The organism is Labrys sp. E2SS-1L, assembly GCF_057073705.1.
Genome location: NZ_CP172712.1, coordinates 4,870,874 through 4,888,168 on the forward strand (window position 1 = coordinate 4,870,874; position 17,295 = coordinate 4,888,168).

16 protein-coding genes are annotated in these 17,295 nt (G+C 65.8%); 11 read left to right on the top strand and 5 right to left on the bottom strand.

Annotated elements, in window-relative coordinates; translation table 11 throughout:
• The first annotated feature begins 34 nt into the window (after positions 1 to 34).
• The 9 genes from ACIGJE_RS22800 to ACIGJE_RS22840 all read left to right on the top strand — a co-directional run bounded on the left by ACIGJE_RS22800 (position 35) and on the right by ACIGJE_RS22840 (position 7,942).
• A complete protein-coding gene (locus ACIGJE_RS22800) occupies positions 35 to 3,493 on the top strand; it encodes a chromosome segregation SMC family protein (protein WP_415080579.1) in 3,459 nt (1,152 codons plus the stop codon).
• A 158-nt stretch (positions 3,494 to 3,651) separates the two neighbouring features.
• On the top strand, positions 3,652 to 3,966 hold the full coding sequence (locus ACIGJE_RS22805) for an ArsR/SmtB family transcription factor (RefSeq protein ID WP_483678738.1): 315 nt from the start codon (positions 3,652 to 3,654) through the stop codon (positions 3,964 to 3,966).
• Positions 3,963 to 4,388 (top strand): SRPBCC family protein, encoded by a 426-nt coding sequence (locus ACIGJE_RS22810; protein ID WP_483678739.1) that lies wholly within the window; start codon positions 3,963 to 3,965, stop codon positions 4,386 to 4,388. Before ACIGJE_RS22805 ends, ACIGJE_RS22810 begins: the two co-directional genes overlap by 4 nt.
• A 10-nt stretch (positions 4,389 to 4,398) precedes the next feature.
• A complete protein-coding gene (locus tag ACIGJE_RS22815; RefSeq protein WP_311942106.1) occupies positions 4,399 to 4,995 on the top strand; it encodes an ATP-dependent Clp protease proteolytic subunit in 597 nt (198 codons plus the stop codon).
• A 292-nt stretch (positions 4,996 to 5,287) separates the two neighbouring features.
• Entirely contained in the window at positions 5,288 to 5,656 is a 369-nt protein-coding gene (locus ACIGJE_RS22820; protein WP_311942103.1) for an AtpZ/AtpI family protein, read from the top strand.
• Positions 5,657 to 5,699: 43 nt separating this feature from the next.
• Positions 5,700 to 6,434 carry a F0F1 ATP synthase subunit A gene (locus tag ACIGJE_RS22825; protein ID WP_376717746.1) on the top strand — a complete coding sequence of 245 codons (735 nt, stop codon included), beginning with the start codon at positions 5,700 to 5,702 and terminating at the stop codon, positions 6,432 to 6,434.
• A gap of 43 nt (positions 6,435 to 6,477) precedes the next feature.
• On the top strand, positions 6,478 to 6,705 hold the full coding sequence (locus ACIGJE_RS22830) for a F0F1 ATP synthase subunit C (RefSeq protein ID WP_068291855.1): 228 nt from the start codon (positions 6,478 to 6,480) through the stop codon (positions 6,703 to 6,705).
• Positions 6,706 to 6,864: 159 nt separating this feature from the next.
• Positions 6,865 to 7,410: a F0F1 ATP synthase subunit B gene (locus ACIGJE_RS22835; protein ID WP_068291852.1), complete on the top strand. Its 546-nt coding sequence runs from the start codon at positions 6,865 to 6,867 to the stop codon at positions 7,408 to 7,410.
• A 31-nt stretch (positions 7,411 to 7,441) separates the two neighbouring features.
• Positions 7,442 to 7,942 carry a F0F1 ATP synthase subunit B family protein gene (locus ACIGJE_RS22840; protein ID WP_367626637.1) on the top strand — a complete coding sequence of 167 codons (501 nt, stop codon included), beginning with the start codon at positions 7,442 to 7,444 and terminating at the stop codon, positions 7,940 to 7,942.
• A 233-nt stretch (positions 7,943 to 8,175) separates the two neighbouring features.
• Here ACIGJE_RS22840 and ACIGJE_RS22845 read toward each other — a convergent pair whose 3' ends face one another.
• From ACIGJE_RS22845 to ACIGJE_RS22865, 5 genes are all read right to left on the bottom strand, one after another.
• A complete protein-coding gene (locus tag ACIGJE_RS22845; protein WP_483678740.1) occupies positions 8,176 to 10,149 on the bottom strand; it encodes a vWA domain-containing protein in 1,974 nt (657 codons plus the stop codon).
• Positions 10,139 to 10,876, bottom strand: coding sequence for an RNA polymerase sigma factor (locus ACIGJE_RS22850; protein WP_483678742.1), 738 nt, complete (start codon positions 10,874 to 10,876; stop codon positions 10,139 to 10,141). The genes ACIGJE_RS22845 and ACIGJE_RS22850 overlap by 11 nt, the downstream gene beginning before the upstream one ends.
• Before the next feature lie 481 nt (positions 10,877 to 11,357).
• Positions 11,358 to 12,656, bottom strand: coding sequence for an aspartate aminotransferase family protein (locus ACIGJE_RS22855; RefSeq protein WP_415080575.1), 1,299 nt, complete (start codon positions 12,654 to 12,656; stop codon positions 11,358 to 11,360).
• On the bottom strand, positions 12,653 to 13,720 hold the full coding sequence (locus tag ACIGJE_RS22860; RefSeq protein WP_483678744.1) for a phosphotransferase: 1,068 nt from the start codon (positions 13,718 to 13,720) through the stop codon (positions 12,653 to 12,655). Before ACIGJE_RS22860 ends, ACIGJE_RS22855 begins: the two co-directional genes overlap by 4 nt.
• 358 nt (positions 13,721 to 14,078) lie before the next feature.
• Positions 14,079 to 14,624 carry a cupin domain-containing protein gene (locus tag ACIGJE_RS22865; protein ID WP_311943128.1) on the bottom strand — a complete coding sequence of 182 codons (546 nt, stop codon included), beginning with the start codon at positions 14,622 to 14,624 and terminating at the stop codon, positions 14,079 to 14,081.
• A gap of 125 nt (positions 14,625 to 14,749) precedes the next feature.
• On the opposite strand from ACIGJE_RS22865, the gene hisD reads away from it, so the two are divergent.
• On the top strand, positions 14,750 to 16,051 hold the full coding sequence (gene hisD, locus ACIGJE_RS22870; protein WP_367626629.1) for a histidinol dehydrogenase: 1,302 nt from the start codon (positions 14,750 to 14,752) through the stop codon (positions 16,049 to 16,051).
• Positions 16,052 to 16,219: 168 nt separating this feature from the next.
• Positions 16,220 to 17,269, top strand: coding sequence for an ABC transporter substrate-binding protein (locus ACIGJE_RS22875; protein ID WP_149251732.1), 1,050 nt, complete (start codon positions 16,220 to 16,222; stop codon positions 17,267 to 17,269).
• Positions 17,270 to 17,295 lie beyond the last annotated feature (26 nt).

A 17,295-nucleotide genomic window follows, 5' to 3' on the forward strand; every position in this document is an offset into this window, starting at 1 on the left:
GCAGTCCCGGCCCCGCCGGACTGCGGGGTGATGGATGAAACTAACCAAGCTCAGGCTTCTCGGCTTCAAGTCCTTCGTCGAACCGACGGATTTCCTGATCGAACCCGGTTTGACCGGCGTGGTCGGGCCGAACGGCTGCGGCAAGTCGAACCTGGTCGAAGCCCTGCGCTGGGTGATGGGCGAGAGCAGCCACAAGAACCTGCGTGCCGCCGAGATGGACGATGTCATCTTCGGCGGCTCGGGGAACCGGCCGCCCCGCAACATGGCCGAGGTGATGCTGACGGTCGAGAACAAGGACCGCACCGCCCCGGCTGCCTTCAACGACGCCGATATCCTGGAAATCTCCCGCCGCATCGAGCGTGATCGCGGCTCCAATTACCGCATCAACGGCCGCGAAGTGCGCGCCCGAGACGTGCAGCTCATCTTCGCCGACGCCTCCACCGGCGCGCGCTCGCCCGCCATGGTGCGCCAGGGACAGATTGCCGAACTCATCGCCGCCAAGCCGCAATCGCGCCGCCGCATCCTCGAGGAGGCGGCCGGCATCTCCGGCCTGCATACGCGCCGCCATGAGGCGGAGCTGCGATTGAAGGCGGCAGAAAGCAATCTGGAACGGCTCGAGGACGTGCTGACCCAGATCGAAACCCAGCTCGACAGCCTCAAGCGCCAGTCCCGCCAGGCTTTTCGCTATCGCGGCCTCTCCAACGAGATCCGGCAGGCCGAAGCCCTCATCTTCCACATCGCCTTCGAGGAAGCGGGGCGGCTGGTGATCGAGGCTGAGAAACGCCTCGACCTCGATACCCGCACCGTGGCCGAGCGCACGCGCGCACAGGCCGAGACCGCCCGCCTCGCCGCCATCGCCGCCCATGAGATGCCGCCTTTGCGTGAGGCCGAACATGCTGCCGGCACCGCCCTGCATCGCCTGGTGCTGGCGCGCGAGCAGCTGGACCAGGAGGAGCGGCGGGCCGGCGAGCGGCGCATCGAGCTCGACCACCGTATCCGCCAGGCCGGCGCCGACATCACGCGCGAGAAGTCGATGATATCGGATGCCGGCACCATGCTGCAGCGTCTGACGGCCGAGGAGTCCGCCCTGAGGGCCGAGCAGGATGGCAGCAAGGAACGGGCCTCCGAGGCCGCCGGCCTGTTGCGGGACGCCGAAGCCGCCTTGGCCGGCGAGGAAAGGGCGATGGGCGAGGCCCAGAGCGCCCTGGCCGAACTCCAGGCCTCGCGCGTCCAGGCCGAACGCAGCGAGCGCGAGGCCAGGGAGCGTATGGTCCGTCTGGAACGCCAGCTCGCCGAGATCCAGCGTGAGGGCGAAGCCCTTCGCACCGGCTCCAATGCCGCCGCCATCGCCGGGCAGCTCCAGCAACAGCTGGCCGAGCTGCAGGAGCGGCGCAGCCAGGCCGAGCAGGCCGCCATGGAAGCCGAGGCTGCCCATACCGAGGCGCGGGACGCCGAAGCCGCAACACGCGGGCCTCTCCAGGAAGCCGAACGCACGGCCAACCGCCTGGAAACCGAGGCACGGACCCTGGCCAAGCTGGTGCTGACGCCGGCCGGCGCGAAATACCCCCCGATCGCCGACGCCCTCCAGGTTGCCAAGGGCTATGAGATCGCGCTCGGCGCCGCACTCGGCGAGGATATCGACGCCCCCACCGATCTCGACGCACCGGCCCATTGGTCGGGTGCCGCCGTCGCCGACGGCGATCCGCCCTTGCCCGCCGGTACCGAGGCGCTGGCGAGCTTCGTCCAGGGCCCCGACGGCCTGGCGCGCCGCCTGGCCCAGATCGGCATCGTCGACAGGGCCGACGGTCCCCGCCTCAAGGCCCTGCTCGCCCCAGGGCAGAGGCTGGTGAGCCGCGAGGGCGATCTATGGCGCTGGGATGGCTTCGTGGCCGCGGCGGAAGCCCCCTCTCCCGCCGCCCGACGCCTGGCCGAGCGCAACCGTCTGGCCGAACTGGAAGAGCAGGCCCAGGAGGCCCGGGATGCCGTCGCGCCCCGCCGCCGCGAAGCCGAGATGGCGCAGGCCGCCTCGCGGCAGGCCGCCGAGCGCGAGCGCACCACGCGCGACGCATGGCGCAATCTCAGCCACGAAGCCGACCAGCTGCGTGAGCGCGCCGTCGCGGCCGAGCGTCAGGCTGCTCAACTCGCCAGCCGGCTCTCGGCTCTGGACGAGGCCGGCAGCCGCCTCGGCAGCGACCTTGCCGAAGCGCGCGAGGCCTGCGAGCAGACAAGACGGACTTTGTCGGCGCTGCCCGACGGCAGCGCCCTCAATGCCCGCTTGCAGGAATTGCGCCAGGCCGTGGCGGAAGGCCGTGCCGAGGTCGCCGAGACACGCGCCCAGGCCCAAACGCTGGCGCGCGAGGACGAATTGCGCGCAAGGCGCCTTGCCGCTATCGGCCAGGAAAGCCAGTCTTGGAAAGACCGCCAGGAGAATGGCGCGGCCCAGATCGAGACGCTGACCAGCCGCCTGACGGAGCTGGAAATCGAACGGGCGGAGTTTGACGACGCACCGGTCGTCTTCGCGGCACGGCGGCGGGGCCTGATCGCGGAGACCGAAGCCGCGGAAGAGGCACGCAAGATTGCCGCCGATCGCCTGGCCGAGGCCGAGACCCGCCTGGCCCAGACCGATCGCCAGGGCCGCGAAGCGCTGGTTGCCTTGAGCCAGGCCCGCGAGGAGCAGGTGCGCTCGGAGGAGAAGCTGGACGCCCTGCGCGCGCGCCGGTCCCAGATCGTGGCCGAGATCGAGGAAGCGCTGAACGTTGCTCCGACGGGCCTCCTGAAGCTCGCCAATCTCGCAGCCGACGCACCCATTCCCGACCGGCGTGCGGTCGAGCGCACTTTGGAGGATGCCAAGCGCGAGCGTGAGCGCCTCGGCGCGGTCAATCTCAGGGCCGAGGACGAGCAGAAGGACGTGCAGACCCAGCTCGACGGCCTCGTCAGCGAGCGGGACGATCTGGTCGAGGCGATCAAGCGCCTGCGCCAGGCGATCGCCGGCCTCAACCGCGAAGGGCGCGAGAGGCTGCTCGCCGCCTTCGACGTGGTCAACGGTCACTTCCAGCGCCTGTTCCAGACCCTGTTCGGCGGCGGCACGGCGGAACTGCAGCTCACCGAGTCGGACGATCCGTTGGAAGCCGGCCTGGAAATGCTGGCCCGCCCGCCGGGCAAGAAGCCGCAGACCCTGTCCCTGCTCTCGGGCGGCGAGCAGGCCCTCACGGCGATGGCACTGATCTTTGCGGTGTTCCTCACCAATCCGGCGCCGATCTGCGTGCTCGACGAAGTCGACGCGCCGCTCGATGACGCCAATGTGGAGCGCTTCTGCGATCTCCTCGATGCGATGATTCGCGAGACCGAGACGCGTTTCGTCACCATCACTCACAACCCGATCACCATGTCGCGCCAGAATCGCCTGTTCGGCGTCACCATGGCCGAGCGCGGCGTCAGCCAGCTCGTTTCGGTCAATCTGAGCGAAGCCGAGAAGTTTTTGGAAGCAGTGTAGTCCCTGGGATCGCAGGCATCCCCGCCTGCTTCTCGGCCCACGGCATCGCGTTTCCAAGAGCAGGCAATTCCAGAAAATAACATGATGATCCGGCGTCTGGTGATCTGCACCACGATCTTCCCTTGCCGAATCCATAAGTAAATGCTTATGTGTTTTGCATGATGCAGACGAACCTCTTCCGCGCCCTCGCCGATCCCACCCGCCGTGCCGTGTTCGAGCGGCTCGCCGACGGCGAGATGAGTGTTTCACAGATCAAGGCCGGCTTCGATATTTCCCAGCCGGCAATCTCGCAGCACCTGGCCGTGCTGCGCGAGGCTGGCCTGGTGGCCGAGCGGCGCGAGGGGCGCATGGTGCATTACCGTGCTGCCTCCCAGGCCCTCGCCCCTCTGGCCGAATGGGTCGACCGCTATGCCAGCTTCTGGCCCGGGCGCATCGACAGACTCAAGGCCGTGCTGAAGGAGATGGACCAATGACGATCCTGCGCAACGCGACGACCAAGAGTATGGAAGACAAGGCGGCGCCGGACGACCTCCACTTCGAGAGCGTGCTGGAAGCCCCGCCTGCCAAGGTCTGGCGTGCTCTCACCATTCCCGACTATGTCGCCGCCTGGCTGAGGCCGGCCGAGAACGGCACCGATGCCGCCCATTCGCCACGGCGGGATTCCAGCGAGCCGGAACTGGTCGATTGCCGTCTGCTCGCCGCCGAGGCCCAGCAAATGCTGCGCTATGCCTGGAGCGAAAAGATGCAGGAGCGCATCCTCGACAGCGTCGTCACCTTCGAGCTCGCGCCGCATGGTGAGGGTTCCACGCTGCTGCGCATTACCCAGGGCAGCTTCGTCCTGCGGCCCGTCGCCGCCAATCTCAACCAGCCGACCATGCTGTTAAAGGCGGCTTGAGGAACCCGTGATGAATTCTCTCGTCCCCATGGTGGTGGAGCAGTCCACCCGCGGCGAACGCGCCTTCGACATCTTCTCCCGCCTCTTGCGCGAGCGCATCATCTTCATCAACGGCCCCGTCGATGACGGCGTCTCCGCCCTGGTCTGCGCCCAGCTCCTGTTCCTGGAGGCGGAAAACTCCAGGAAGGAGATCTCGCTCTACATCAATTCCCCGGGCGGATCGGTGACTTCAGGCTTTGCCATCTATGACACCATGCAGTTCATCAAGAGCCCGGTCTCGACATTGTGCATGGGATCGGCCTTCTCCCTCGGCTCCTTCATCCTGATGGCCGGCACGGCCGGCCGCCGCTTCGCCCTGCCCAACGCCTCGATCATGGTGCACCAGCCCTCCGGCGGCTATCAGGGCCAGGCCAGCGACATGCTCATCCACGCCAACAACATCATCAAGTCGAGAGCCCGCCTCAACGGCCTGTATGCCCAGCATTGCGGCCGCACCGTCGCGGAGGTCGAGGCGGCCATGGACCGCGACAATTTCATGTCGGCGGACGAAGCCCAGGCCTGGGGCCTCGTGGATCACGTTGCGCCGGAACGCCTGGAGGTGGCATGAGGGTCTGATTCTCGTGCCGATTTCCGCCCCGCCGCCCATCTGTGGCGGCGTCGCGGCGGCTTCAAGGCGGGCTTGCGCAGGCCGACATGGCCAAATGTGACGTCGCAACCATGGCTTGTCCCGTGAAGAAAAGCCGGCAGCCGATGCCATTCTCCCCATTTTTTATTTGTTCTCAAAGACTTGGCATAATTTCGCCTCGCCTTGACACCGCAAGGGGGCGTGGGTATGGTCCCGCCGTTTTCAAGGGGGGCGTCCGGCTCTGTTTTGGCCGGCCAGGGAGCATGTTGCCGCAATGGCGAGCGACGAAGCGGACCAGGCCGGCAAATCCGGCAAAGACGAATCCCGCGATCGTGAATTAAACGAACGCTTGCGCCGTCTCGACGAGCGCCTCGGTTCCATCAAGGCCGGGGAAGCAGCCGAAGCGGCCAAGGTGCGCAAGCAGGAGGGCGATCCTTCTGCGATCGGCAAGGCCATGCGCCTCTCGTCCGAGTTCGTCGGTGGCATCGTCGCCGGTGGTCTGCTTGGATGGGTCGTGGACCGGTTTGCCGGTACTTCGCCGTGGGGGCTCATCATCTTTTTGATGCTGGGCTTTGCGGCAGGTGTCCGGAACTTGTTGCGCGCCTCGAATATGTTGGGCAAAACGCCCGACAAACAGGAATGAACCGGCGCTTCGCGCCACACTAGAAGACAGGGCCTCGCTGGCGATGCATAGTCCGATTACGCAGTTCGAGATCAAGCCGCTCTTCCATATCGGCAGCATCGCGTTCACCAATTCGGCTCTCTTCATGTTCCTGGCGGTGATCCTCATCGCGCTGGTGATGATCGCGACGACTTCTTCCCGCGCCACCGTGCCGGGCCGTTGGCAGTCCCTCGCCGAGACCTTCTACGAATTCGTGGCCGGCACCGTGCGTTCCTCAGCCGGGAACGAGGGCATGCGCTTCATGCCGTTGGTGTTCTCGCTGTTCATGTTCGTGCTGTTCTGCAACGTGCTCGGCCTGATTCCCGGCTTCTTCACCGTCACCAGCCACATCATCGTCACCTTTGCGCTGGCGGCTCTGGTGATATCAACGGTGATCCTCTACGGTTTCTACAAGAACGGCGCCCATTTCCTGAAGCTGTTCGTGCCCTCCGGCGTACCGGCCGTGCTGCTGCCGCTGTTGGTGGCGATCGAGATCATCTCCTTCGTCTCGCGCCCGATCAGCCTCTCCGTCCGTCTCTTCGCCAACATGCTGGCCGGCCATATCGCGCTCAAGATCTTCGCCGGTTTCATCGTCATGCTCGCCAGTGCCGGCGTGGCGACGGCGATCCTATCGCCCCTGCCCCTGCTTCTCGTGATCGCCCTGGTGGCGCTCGAAGTGCTGGTTGCCGTGCTGCAAGCCTATGTCTTCGCCACGCTGACCTGCATCTACCTCAATGACGCCCTTCACCCCGGCCATTGATCCCGTCTAAATCCAACAAAACCTACACCAACAGGAGTTCTCCATGGATCCCGTCGCAGCTAAGTATATCGGCGCTGGTCTCGCTTGCATCGGCATGGCCGGCGCTGGTATCGGCCTCGGCAACCTGTTCGGCCAGTTCCTCTCGGGCGCCCTGCGCAACCCGTCGGCTGCCGACGGCCAGCGCGGCACGCTGCTCCTCGGCTTCGCTCTGACCGAAGCTCTCGGCATCTTCTCGCTGCTCGTCGCTCTGCTGCTCCTCTTCGCAGTCTGATCCGCGCCAGCCACGCCGAACGGGACGGCTTTCGCGATCAGAAATCGCGAGGCCGTTCATCGTTTGATTGGCTGGAATGCAGCAATCCCCTGTTTGTGGCTCCATCTGTTTGTAGCTTGGCCTGCAAAGACGTGAGTGCACATCCGTTGAAGGTGTTTCATGGCTGAAAGTCACGCAGGAACCGAGGTTCCCGGCGATGCACATGGGGCCAAGGGCGCATTCCCGCCCTTCGACAGCTCGTCCTTTGCCTCACAGCTCGTGTGGCTGGTCATCGCTTTCGGGCTTCTCTACATCCTGATGTCGAAGATCGCGCTGCCGCGCATCGCCGGCATCCTCTCCGAGCGGTCGGCTAAGATCGCGGCGGACCTTGCGGCTGCGCAGAAGGCCAAGGCGGACAGTGACGAGGCCGTGGCCTCTTATCAGACCGCGCTGATCAAGGCCCGCGCCAAGGCGCAGAGCATTGCAGCCGAAACACGTGCTGCCGTGACCGCCGAAACGGATACCACCCGCAAGTCGCTCGAAGCCGATCTCTCGGCCAAGCTGGCGGCAGCGGAGGCCAAGATCCTGGCGACCAAGCAGGCTGCGCTCGGCAACGTCAACGGCATCGCCGTCGACGCCACCAACGCCATCGTCGAGCAACTGCTCGGCAAGGCGCCCGAGCCGCAGACGGTTCAGTCCGCCGTCGACGCCGCCATGGCCAAGTAAGGAGGCGGGCGTGATCGAATATTTCGCCGAGATGATCCACGAACTCTTCAACCCTGCCGGGCCGGAGTTCTACATCCTCATCGCCACGCTGATCTTCCTGGCCATCGCCTGGAAGCTCGGTGCCTTCGGGCAGATCGGCAAGGGCCTCGACGCCCGCGGCAACGCCGTGCGTGCCGAACTCGAGCAGGCCCGCTCCCTGCGCGAGGAAGCCCAGAAGCTGCTGGCCGACTATCAGAAGAAGCAGAAGGAAGCGGAAGCCGAAGCTGCTGCGATGATCGAAGCTGCCAAGGCCGAGGCCGAGCGTTTCAAGGCCGAGCAGATCGCCAAGATCGAAGACTTCGTCGCCCGCCGCACCAAGCTGGCCGATCAGAAGATCGCGCAAGCCGAGTCGTCGGCCGTTGCCGAGGTCAAGGCTGCCGCCGCGGATGCCGCCGTCAAGGCTGCCACCACGATCCTTGCCGACCAGCCCGCTGCCAGCGCCGGCAATCTGATGTCGGCTGCCCTCAACGAAGTGCGCGCCAAGCTCAACTGAGCAGGACTGGCACAACATCTTGAAAAGCCGCCCGCCGAAAGGCCGGGCGGCTTTTTCTTTTGCGGAAAGCGCGCAAAATCGGATCCCTTCTCCCCTTGCGGGAGAAGGTCCCGGTAGGGGGATGAGGGGTTTTGCTGCGCATACCGAGTATGGCGCGTCCACCCCTCATCCGGCTGCCGCCACCTTCTCCCGCAAGGGGAGAAGGTATTTTATCTTGATGGGCGGTGACCACATTACGGCTGCTGCGGCAAGCCCTTCGCCGTCTTGGCCGCCCGCACCAGATTGACGAACTCGGCGCGATAGCCATAGGGGTCGTCGCCCTTGGCACCGGCTGCGAGCGCGATGATGTCGTCGGGCTTGAGCGTGCCGGCATATTTGCCGCCACGCAGCCATTCGCCGAAACCCGCCACGGCCACGGCAAAGCGCGCATCGCTGGATGCCTGCGCCAGCGTGACGGCTTCTCCGGCATGCGTCACCGGGGTGGTGATCAACCGGCTCGTCTCGGATTTCGGCAGCTTGTAGCGGATCTTCACGAAGGCATATTCGTCGGCCTTGTCCGACGGCAGGACCGGCTGGGCTGCCTGATAACGGCTGCCGTCGACCGGGCGCGTCGCACCGGCCGGCACGACATCGTAGATCGCCGTCACGCCCGCCCCCGAGCCGACATCGCCGGCATCGACCTTGTCGTTGTTGAACTCCTCGGTCTTGAGCATGCGGGTCTCGTAGCCGATCAGGCGATAATCGCTCACCGCCGTCGGATTGAACTCGACCTGGATCTTCACATCCTTGGCGATGGGAAACAGGCTCGACGTCGCCTCCTCGACCAGCACCTTGCGGGCCTCGTTCAGCGTGTCGATATAGGCGGCGACGCCGTTCCCGTTCTGCGCCAGTTCCTGCATCATCTGGTCGTTGAGATTGCCCATGCCGAAGCCGAGCACGGACAGGAAGATACCCTTGCCGCGCTCGCGCTCGACGAAGCCGCGCAGTTCGCCGGGATCGGTGATGCCGACATTGAAATCGCCATCGGTGGCGAGCAGCACGCGGTTGACCGCCTTGGGGTCGAAATTCGCCTCGGCCTGCTGATAAGCGAGGCGAATCCCCTCCCCGCCGGCCGTCGAGCCGCCGGCCTGCAGCCTGTCGAGGGCAGCGAGGATGGAGGCCTTGTCGGACGCCTTGGTCGGCGGCAGCACCACGCCGGCCGAACCGGCATAGGTGACGATCGAGACCTTGTCCTCCGGCCGCAGCGTATCGACCAGCATGCCGAGCGACTTGACCAGCAAAGGCAGCTTGCTCGCTTCGTTCATCGAGCCGGAGGTATCGATCAGGAAGACAAGATTGGCAGCCGGCCGTTCTTGGGCCTGGAGGCTGTAGCCCTTGATGCCGATGCGCAGGAGCTTGTGCCCTGGCTGCCAGGGATTGGGCATCATCGTGGCGGCCGTCGAGAACGGCTCCTCGGCACTGGCAGGGGCGGCATAGTCATAGGGGAAATAATTGATCATCTCCTCGACGCGCACCGCTTCGGGCCGGGGCAGCAGGTTCTGGTTGAGCGCAGCCCGTACATAGGAATAGGACGCGGTGTCGACGTCCAGCGAGAAGGTCGAGACCGGATCCTGAGACACAGCCTTGAAGGCGTTCTGCGGCGCGTTGGAGAATTTGTCGCGGCCGATTTCCTGCGAGGCCCTGGGGCCGAAAGTGTCGGAAGCCTCATAGCGGTTTTCTGCCGAATAGCCACCGATCATCCCCGGCATCATCCGTGTGTCGCGCGCAGCGCTGGGACTGGGCGGCGGCGCCGCCACGGGCCTGGCCAGCACAGTCTTGTCCTGCGCCGATTCAGTCGGTGTTGCCGGTGCCTGCTGAGCCACGTTCTGGTTGTCGTCCGGCCTACGCAGTCTTTCGACCTGGACCTGGGTGATTGCCTCGATGTCGGTGCCGCCCTGACGCAGCAGTGCCTCCTGCCGCTTCAGCATATACGTGCCGATCGGCACCATCACGAGCAGAGCCGCTCCCGTCACCAACGCCATGCGCAAGCTGGGGCGTGCGCCAACCCACGCCAGGCCGAGGCCCTGCCACCACTTTGGCGCGGCGCCCTGCCTGGGCCGGCTGGCCTCGAAGGCCACCATGGCCTGCGATATCGCCTTCTCGCGCGCCGTCTCGGAGGCGATGGCATCGGGCAGTTCGATCTTGCGATCTTCGTGATCAACGCTCATCGCGGATCTCCTTGCGGCCCGTGGCCGCCGCTTCGTGTCCGGCTGCTTCAGCAAGCTGCTTGCGCACTTGGTGCATGCGCCAGGACACGGTATTTTCGGATATGCCGAGCTCGGCGGCGGCTTCGCGATGGCTGAGCCCTTCCCCCGCCACCAGCACCACAGTGGCACGCAGTTCCGGTGACAGGCCGGCCAGCGTGCTTTTCAGCCAGCTTTGCCGGACGAGATCGCCGTCATCGCTCGCCGCTCCGCCAACGGACACGAAGCTCGACAGCGCTTGCCTCATGCGTCCGAAGCTCGATTTGCGCCGGCGATGATCGTGGCAGGCATTGATGGTGATGCCGATCAGCCAGGTGGTGAAGCGCGCCTGGCCGCGATAGCTCGCCAGCTTTTCCACCAATTGCATCAGCACGGTCTGCACGATGTCCTCGGCTTCCTCGCTGAAGCCCGTCTGGCGCCAGGCCACCCGATGGATCATGGCGTGGTGGCGCCGGATCAGTTTCTCGAAGGCACGGCTGTCGCCCCTGCAGGCCCGGGCGACCAGACCGGCGTCGCCGTCATCGGCGCCATCCGCCGTGCCCTCGCTCGTACGCACCGCACCCAGGCTTTCGGGTGGCTCCGATGCCAATGTCGGCAGCCAGAGCCAGGCCAGCCGCGGCGGCCACGCCTGCGGCCTTGGCGGCGAGAGGCCAAGGTTCCTTGCATCAAAGCTTGCTGCCAGGGCCGTCATGGCACTCTCCCTCGCCGCCGGCACCGGACGAGCCGGCCCCGTCAAGATGATATGATCGCATTCCAATCTCCCGGCCAGTTGTTGACCGTTCCATCAGACGCAGGACGAGGCGATTTCCTTGGCGGGTTGAGAAAAGATTTTTCTACGGCCTCCCACCCCGCCGGCTCGCGACAGGGTATTGGACCAGGGGCGCCGGGAAGGGACCGTGCGCGAACGCACGGGTAGCTCTGGGCAACAGGGGCTTCTCTCGCGGCTTCGATGTCAAGGCCGGGCCTTCCATAGACCCTGGCCCGTACGCCACACTGGCAGAAACAAGCCCCTTCTCCCCTTGCGGGAGAAGGTGGCGGCAGCCGGATGAGGGATGTTGCAGAATACTATGCAGGGAGGTGTCTCTCCCCTCATCCCCCTGCCGGGACTCTAGTCAACTCAAGAGAGTTGACGACACCCGCAAGGGGAGAAGGGGCCATATCTTGCTGGGTCCCTACAGGTCCGCCAGCGTCGCCTTCAATCGCTCGATCAGCAGGGCCGCATTCTCATGCGAGAACACCATGGGCGGGCGGATCTTCAGGCTGTGCCCCTGCCGGCCGGTGGCCGAGATCAGCACCTGGCGCTCGCGCAGGCCATTGACGATGGCGGCGGCCGCGGCGGCATCGGGAGCGCCCTTGGCATCGACGATGTCGGCGCCGATGAACAGGCCGGCACCACGCACCTCGCCGATACGGCCATCGTGCCTGCCGAGATCCTCCAGGCCACCCTTGAGCGCCGCACCGACATCGCGAGCATTGGCGATCAAGCCTTCGTCCTCGATGACGTCGAGCACGGCCATGCCCACAGCGCAGGAGACCGGATTGCCGCCGAAGGTGTTGAAATAGCGCACCTCGCGCCCAAAAGCCTCCAGATGCTCGGGCCTCGCGGCCATGGCGGCCATCGGATGGCCATCGCCCATCGGCTTGCCCATGGTGACGAGATCGGGAACCAGGCCATGCCGGGCAAAGCCCCACATGCCGGCGCCGGTGCGGCCGAAGCCGGGCTGGACCTCGTCGGCGATGAACAGGCCGCCGGCGGCACGGATGGCCTCCACCGCCGGGCGCAGGAAGCCCGGCGGGTCGGCGAAAACGCCATCGCTGGAGAAGATGGTGTCGACCAGCAGCGCCGAAGGGCGGATGCCGTTCGCCCCCATGTCGGCGATCGCCGCCTTCACGCCTTGCGCAAAGGCTTCGCCGCTCGTGTCGGCGGAGGTGGGTGCGGGCACCACCCGCACCGTCTCGGCGATCGGGGCCCCCGCGCCCAGCGAGGGCGACATGTGGGCGAGCACGTCGGTCACGCCATGATAGGCGTTCTCGGTGACGATGACGCCCGTGCCGCCGGTCACGGCCTTGGCGACGCGCAGGGCCAGGTCGTTGGCCTCGCTGCCGGTGCAGGTGAACATGATGTTGGCGATCTCGGCCGGCATGGTCGCGACCAGCCGCTCGGCATAATCGAGGATGCCGTCGGTGACGTAGCGCGTATGGGTGTTGAGCACCCCGGCCTGGCGCGCCAGCGCCGCCACCACATGCGGGTGGCAATGGCCGACGCTGGCGACATTGTTGTAGGCGTCGAGATAGGCGGTGTCATCTGGCCCGTAGAGCCAGACCCCCTCGCCCCTGACCACATGCACCGGATGGGCATAGAACAGCCGATAGGCCGGGCCGAGCACGCGCCGCCGACGCTCGATCAGGGCTGCCTCCTCGGCGGCGAAGCCGGCCGTGTTGCTGGGATCGAAGGCATTGACCATCGTCATGGGAGGCGATCCTTGCTCAAATAAAGGTGGAATTCGTCCGCCGCCTGGGCTGGCGAGAGCGAGCGCGCAGCCGCCAATCCCGCCCAGGCCCGGCCGGCATTGCGCAGGATGTAGTCGCGGTTCTCGGGCTCTAGCGTGCAGCGCCACGCCGTAATGATGGCCGTCAACGTCATGCGTCCCTGGATGAGGTCGAACAGGCAGGTGATCTCCTCGTCCGCGAGGGGCAGGACGCGGTTGTAGCCGGCGACGAACTCCTTGACCGGCTCCAGGAACCCTGCGCCCTCTCCGATGTGATAGGAGGCCGACACGCCCACCTCGTTGATCAGCGGGGCCCGCACCATGTCGCCGAAATCGATGATGCCGGCGAGTTGGTCCAACGCACCGTCACTCCCCGGCCCGACCAGGATATTGGAAGGGTTGAAGTCGTTGTGGATCACCTGGGTGCGGAGCCCAGCGGTCAGGGGCAATGTATGGGTCTCCAGCCGATCCAGCACGGCGATGACGAGGCCACGGCGATCCTCATCCTCGATATGCACGACCAGCGGCCGCAGGCTGGGGGCGTGGGTGAGGTCCCACAACAGATCGGTCGGACTGCCGGCATGCTCGAAGCCATCGAGGGCACGATCGAGCCGGGCCAGGCCCGCACCGAGATTGCGGCGAAGCGTGGGGCCGCGTTCGAGCTTGGCCAGCGGCGTGCCGGGTAGATAGGTCAGCACGCGCACCAGGCGCGGCTGCTGGTCCGGTTCGCGCAGCCAGAAATAGGCTTCGCCCGCTTGCGTGCGCACCACCCGCGGTACCGGCAGGTCGGCGCCGCCTCGCGCGATGTGCAGCAGAGCCTCCGTCTGGAAATCGGTCACCGACACGTCTTCGGCCGGATTGACGATCTTGAGGAGAAATTCGCTCCCGTCGCCCGCATGAAGGCGGAAATTGCTGTCGCGCTCCCCGATCAGCGGGAAGGCCTCGACGTCGAGGCCGTAATGATCACGGATGATGGCCTCGGCACGCGCCTTGAAAACAGGCGGAGCCGGCGTGGAGAGAACGGTCGATGTCTGCTGAAGCGCCATGGCCCCTCCCTCTCCCATCCCTCAGGCGGCAACGCAACCCCTGGGTGGCGGGAGAGCCAGCGCAATGGTCGGTAAATCGACCAAAGCACCTGTCGTCGACGTCGCGCTGCCCCTCACCTTACCTCTCCCCGTAAGAACGGGGCGAGGAGGCACAAGCGTTGCGCTTGATTCTCGAGTTTTCATCTCGCCCAACCGTCGCGCGAGATGAAAAGCTTCCTGCCTATAACTCGACGTCAAAGCCCCTTCGCCCCGTTCTTACGGGGAGAGGTAAGGTGAGGGGCAGCATTGTCCTACGTATTTATGCACTACTCCATCAACCCTTCCCGGCCTGCCCGAAACATCTTGAAAAGGGTGGGCCCTAATAGGTCGGCGGCGTGATCGCGCTGACGATCTCGCTGCGTCCGTCCGCGATGTTGCGGAAACGGTGCGGCAGGCGGCTGTCGAAGTAGTAGCCGTCACCGGGGTGGAGCACCTCGACCTTGCCGTCGACGGTGATCTCGATGGCGCCGCTCAGCACCATGCCGCCTTCCTGCGCCGAATGGGCATAGGCTTCGCCTGAATCGGCACCGGGCGCGTAGGTCTCGTGCAGCAGCAGCATGGACTTGTTGGGATAATCGAGGCCGATGACGCGATGGGAGATCGCATCCGGCTGCCCGATCTCGGTCAGGTCACCAGCCCGGTAGAAGGGGCTCTGCGGCAGCGCGGATTTGAGGTCGATGAAGAAGCCCGGCAGCGTGGTGCCGAGCGCGTCGAGCACCGCGCGCAGCGTGTCGAGCGAAGGACTGATCAGGTCCCGCTCGATCAGCGAGACCGAGGAATGCGACACGCCCGAGCGCAGGGCGACCTCCCTGACGCTGAGCTTGCGCCGGTGGCGCAATTCGCGCAGCTTGTCTCCGATCTTCATCGTTGCTCTCCTGGCTTCGTACCATTCACATGGTGAATATATTAAACAGACCCGTCCGGGGCAATTGCACCGGGCGCTTGCGGCGGCAAGTCTTTCGGCATCTCATTCGATCGAAAAGGCCAGCAATGCTCGACCCCGCCATCCAAGCCCGCATCACCTCCATCAAGGCACCGGGACGCAGCGCCCTGACCGACAATGGCCCCGTGGAAGCCACCGTGAAGCAGGTCATCGACGAGGTGCGCAAGCGCGGCGATGCGGCGCTGCGCGACTATTCACGCGAATTCGACAAAATTGATGTCGAGCACTTCGAGGTGAGCGCCGCCGAGCGCCAGGCCGCCGTGGACGCCCTCGATCCGCAGACCCGCGCCGATACCGAATTCGCGATCGAGCGGGTGCGCGCTTTTGCTGAAGCCCAGCGCGCCACGCTGCTGCCCCTGGAGATCGAGGCCCTGCCCGGCCTGCATCTCGGCCACCGCATCATCCCGATTGCCCGCGTCGGCGCTTATGTGCCGGGCGGGCGCTATCCGCTGCTGTCGGCGCCGGTGATGACCATCGTGCCCGCCAAGGTCGCCGGCTGCGACGAGGTGATCGCCTGCCTGCCGCCGGGCGCCCACCAGGCCATGATCGCCGGCTGCCACCTCTCCGGCGCCGACCGCATCTTCCGGGTCGGCGGTGCCCAGGCCATCGCCGCCATGGCCTATGGCACCGAAAGTATCCCGGCCGTCGACAAGATCTTCGGGCCCGGCAATGCCTTCGTCAACGAGGCCAAGCGCCAGGTCTTCGGCCTGGTTGGCATCGACCAGCTCGCCGGCCCCAGCGAGATCTTCGTGGTGGCCGACGACACGGGGGACGCGGTCACCATCGCCGTCGACCTGCTGGCCCAGGCCGAGCACGACGTGCGCACCCGCGTCGGCCTGATCACCACGGACAGGGCTCTGGCCGAAGCGACCCTGGCCGAGGTCGAGCGCCAACTCGCCAATCTGCCCACCGCCAATGTCGCCGGCCCGGCCTGGCGCGACTATGGCGAGATCGTCGTGTGCGAGGACGAGGCGGCCATGCTGGCCTATTCGGACTTCATCGCCGCCGAGCACCTGCAGGTCCATACGCGCGATGCCCACGCCACCGCGGCCAGGCTGCGCAATTACGGTTCGCTGTTCATCGGCGTCTCGGCCAGCGTGGTCTATTCGGACAAGTGCTGCGGCACCAACCACACCTTGCCCACCATGGGCGCGGGGCGCTACACAGGAGGCCTGTGGGTCGGATCCTACCTCAAGACCTGTACCCATCAGTGGCTGGACGATCGCGGCATCGCCGCCGTCGCCCCGCCGGCCATCCGGCAGAGCGCCAGCGAGGGGCTGGAAGGCCATCGCCGGGCGGCAGCCCTGCGCCTTTCTCCCAAGCAGCTGCTTGCGGAGATCGGCGTCTAATTTTTTCACCGGACGCGGGCGCCGCCATTGCCATTGGCGGCCTCGCAGGTTCCGATGCGACAATCCCATGCGGCGGCGAGCCGCGTGCAACGGAAGAGACGGGTCCTTTCCCAAAGGAAAGAGACACCGCGACGCAAACCAGAGACCGAACCAGTGGGGAAGACCGCTATGCGCTTCAGACACCTCCTTCTTGCCTCCGGCATTGCCTTGGGTACCGCCCTTGCCGGCGTCGCCAGCGCCTCGGCGCGCGACCTGACCGTGGTATCCTGGGGCGGGAACTACCAGGACGCCCAGCGCAAGATCTATTTCAAGCCCTTCTCCGAGAAGACCGGCAAGCCGGTGCTCGATGAGGCCTGGGACGGCGGCATCGGCGTGCTGCAGGCCAAGGTCAAGGCCGGCACGCCCAATTGGGACGCCGTGCAGGTCGAGGCCGAGGAACTGGCGATCGGCTGTGCAGACGGCATCTACGAGCCGCTCGACTGGAACAAACTGGGCGGCAAGGACAAGTTCATCGACAGCGCCGTCAGCGATTGCGGCGTGGGCGCCATCGTCTGGTCGACCCAGCTCGCCTATGACAGCGACAAGCTGAAGGAAGCGCCGAAATCCTGGGCCGATTTCTGGGACACCAAGAAGTTCCCGGGCAAGCGCGCGCTACGCCGCGGCCCGAAATATGCCCTCGAATTCGCGCTGATGGCCGATGGTGTCGCCCCCAAGGACGTCTACACCGTGCTGCGCACGCCCGAAGGTGTCGACCGCGCCTTCAAGAAGCTCGGCGAGATCAAGGGCGACATGGTCTGGTGGGAATCGGGGGCCCAGCCGCTCCAGCTCCTGAAGTCGGGCCAGGTGGTGATGACCTCGGCCTATAATGGCCGCATCACCGGCATCAACAAGACCGAAGGCACGCATTTCAAGGGCGTGTGGCCGGGCTCGATCTATGCCGTCGACAGCTGGGTCATCCTCAAGGGCAGCCCGAACAAGGATGCGGCGATGGATTTCATCGCCTTCGCCAGCCTGCCGGAGAACCAGTCCAAGCTGCCGCAGGACATCGCCTACGGCCTGCCGAGCAAGGCTGCCGCCGCCGCGGTGCCTGCCGACCTTGCCGTCGACCTGCCGACCTCGCCGGCCAACATGACGGATTCGGTCTCCATCGACACCGAATTCTGGAACGACAACATCGAGGACCTGACCAAGCGCTTCAACGCCTGGCTGGGGCAATAGCCGTCCGACGGCATTCTCCCGCCCCA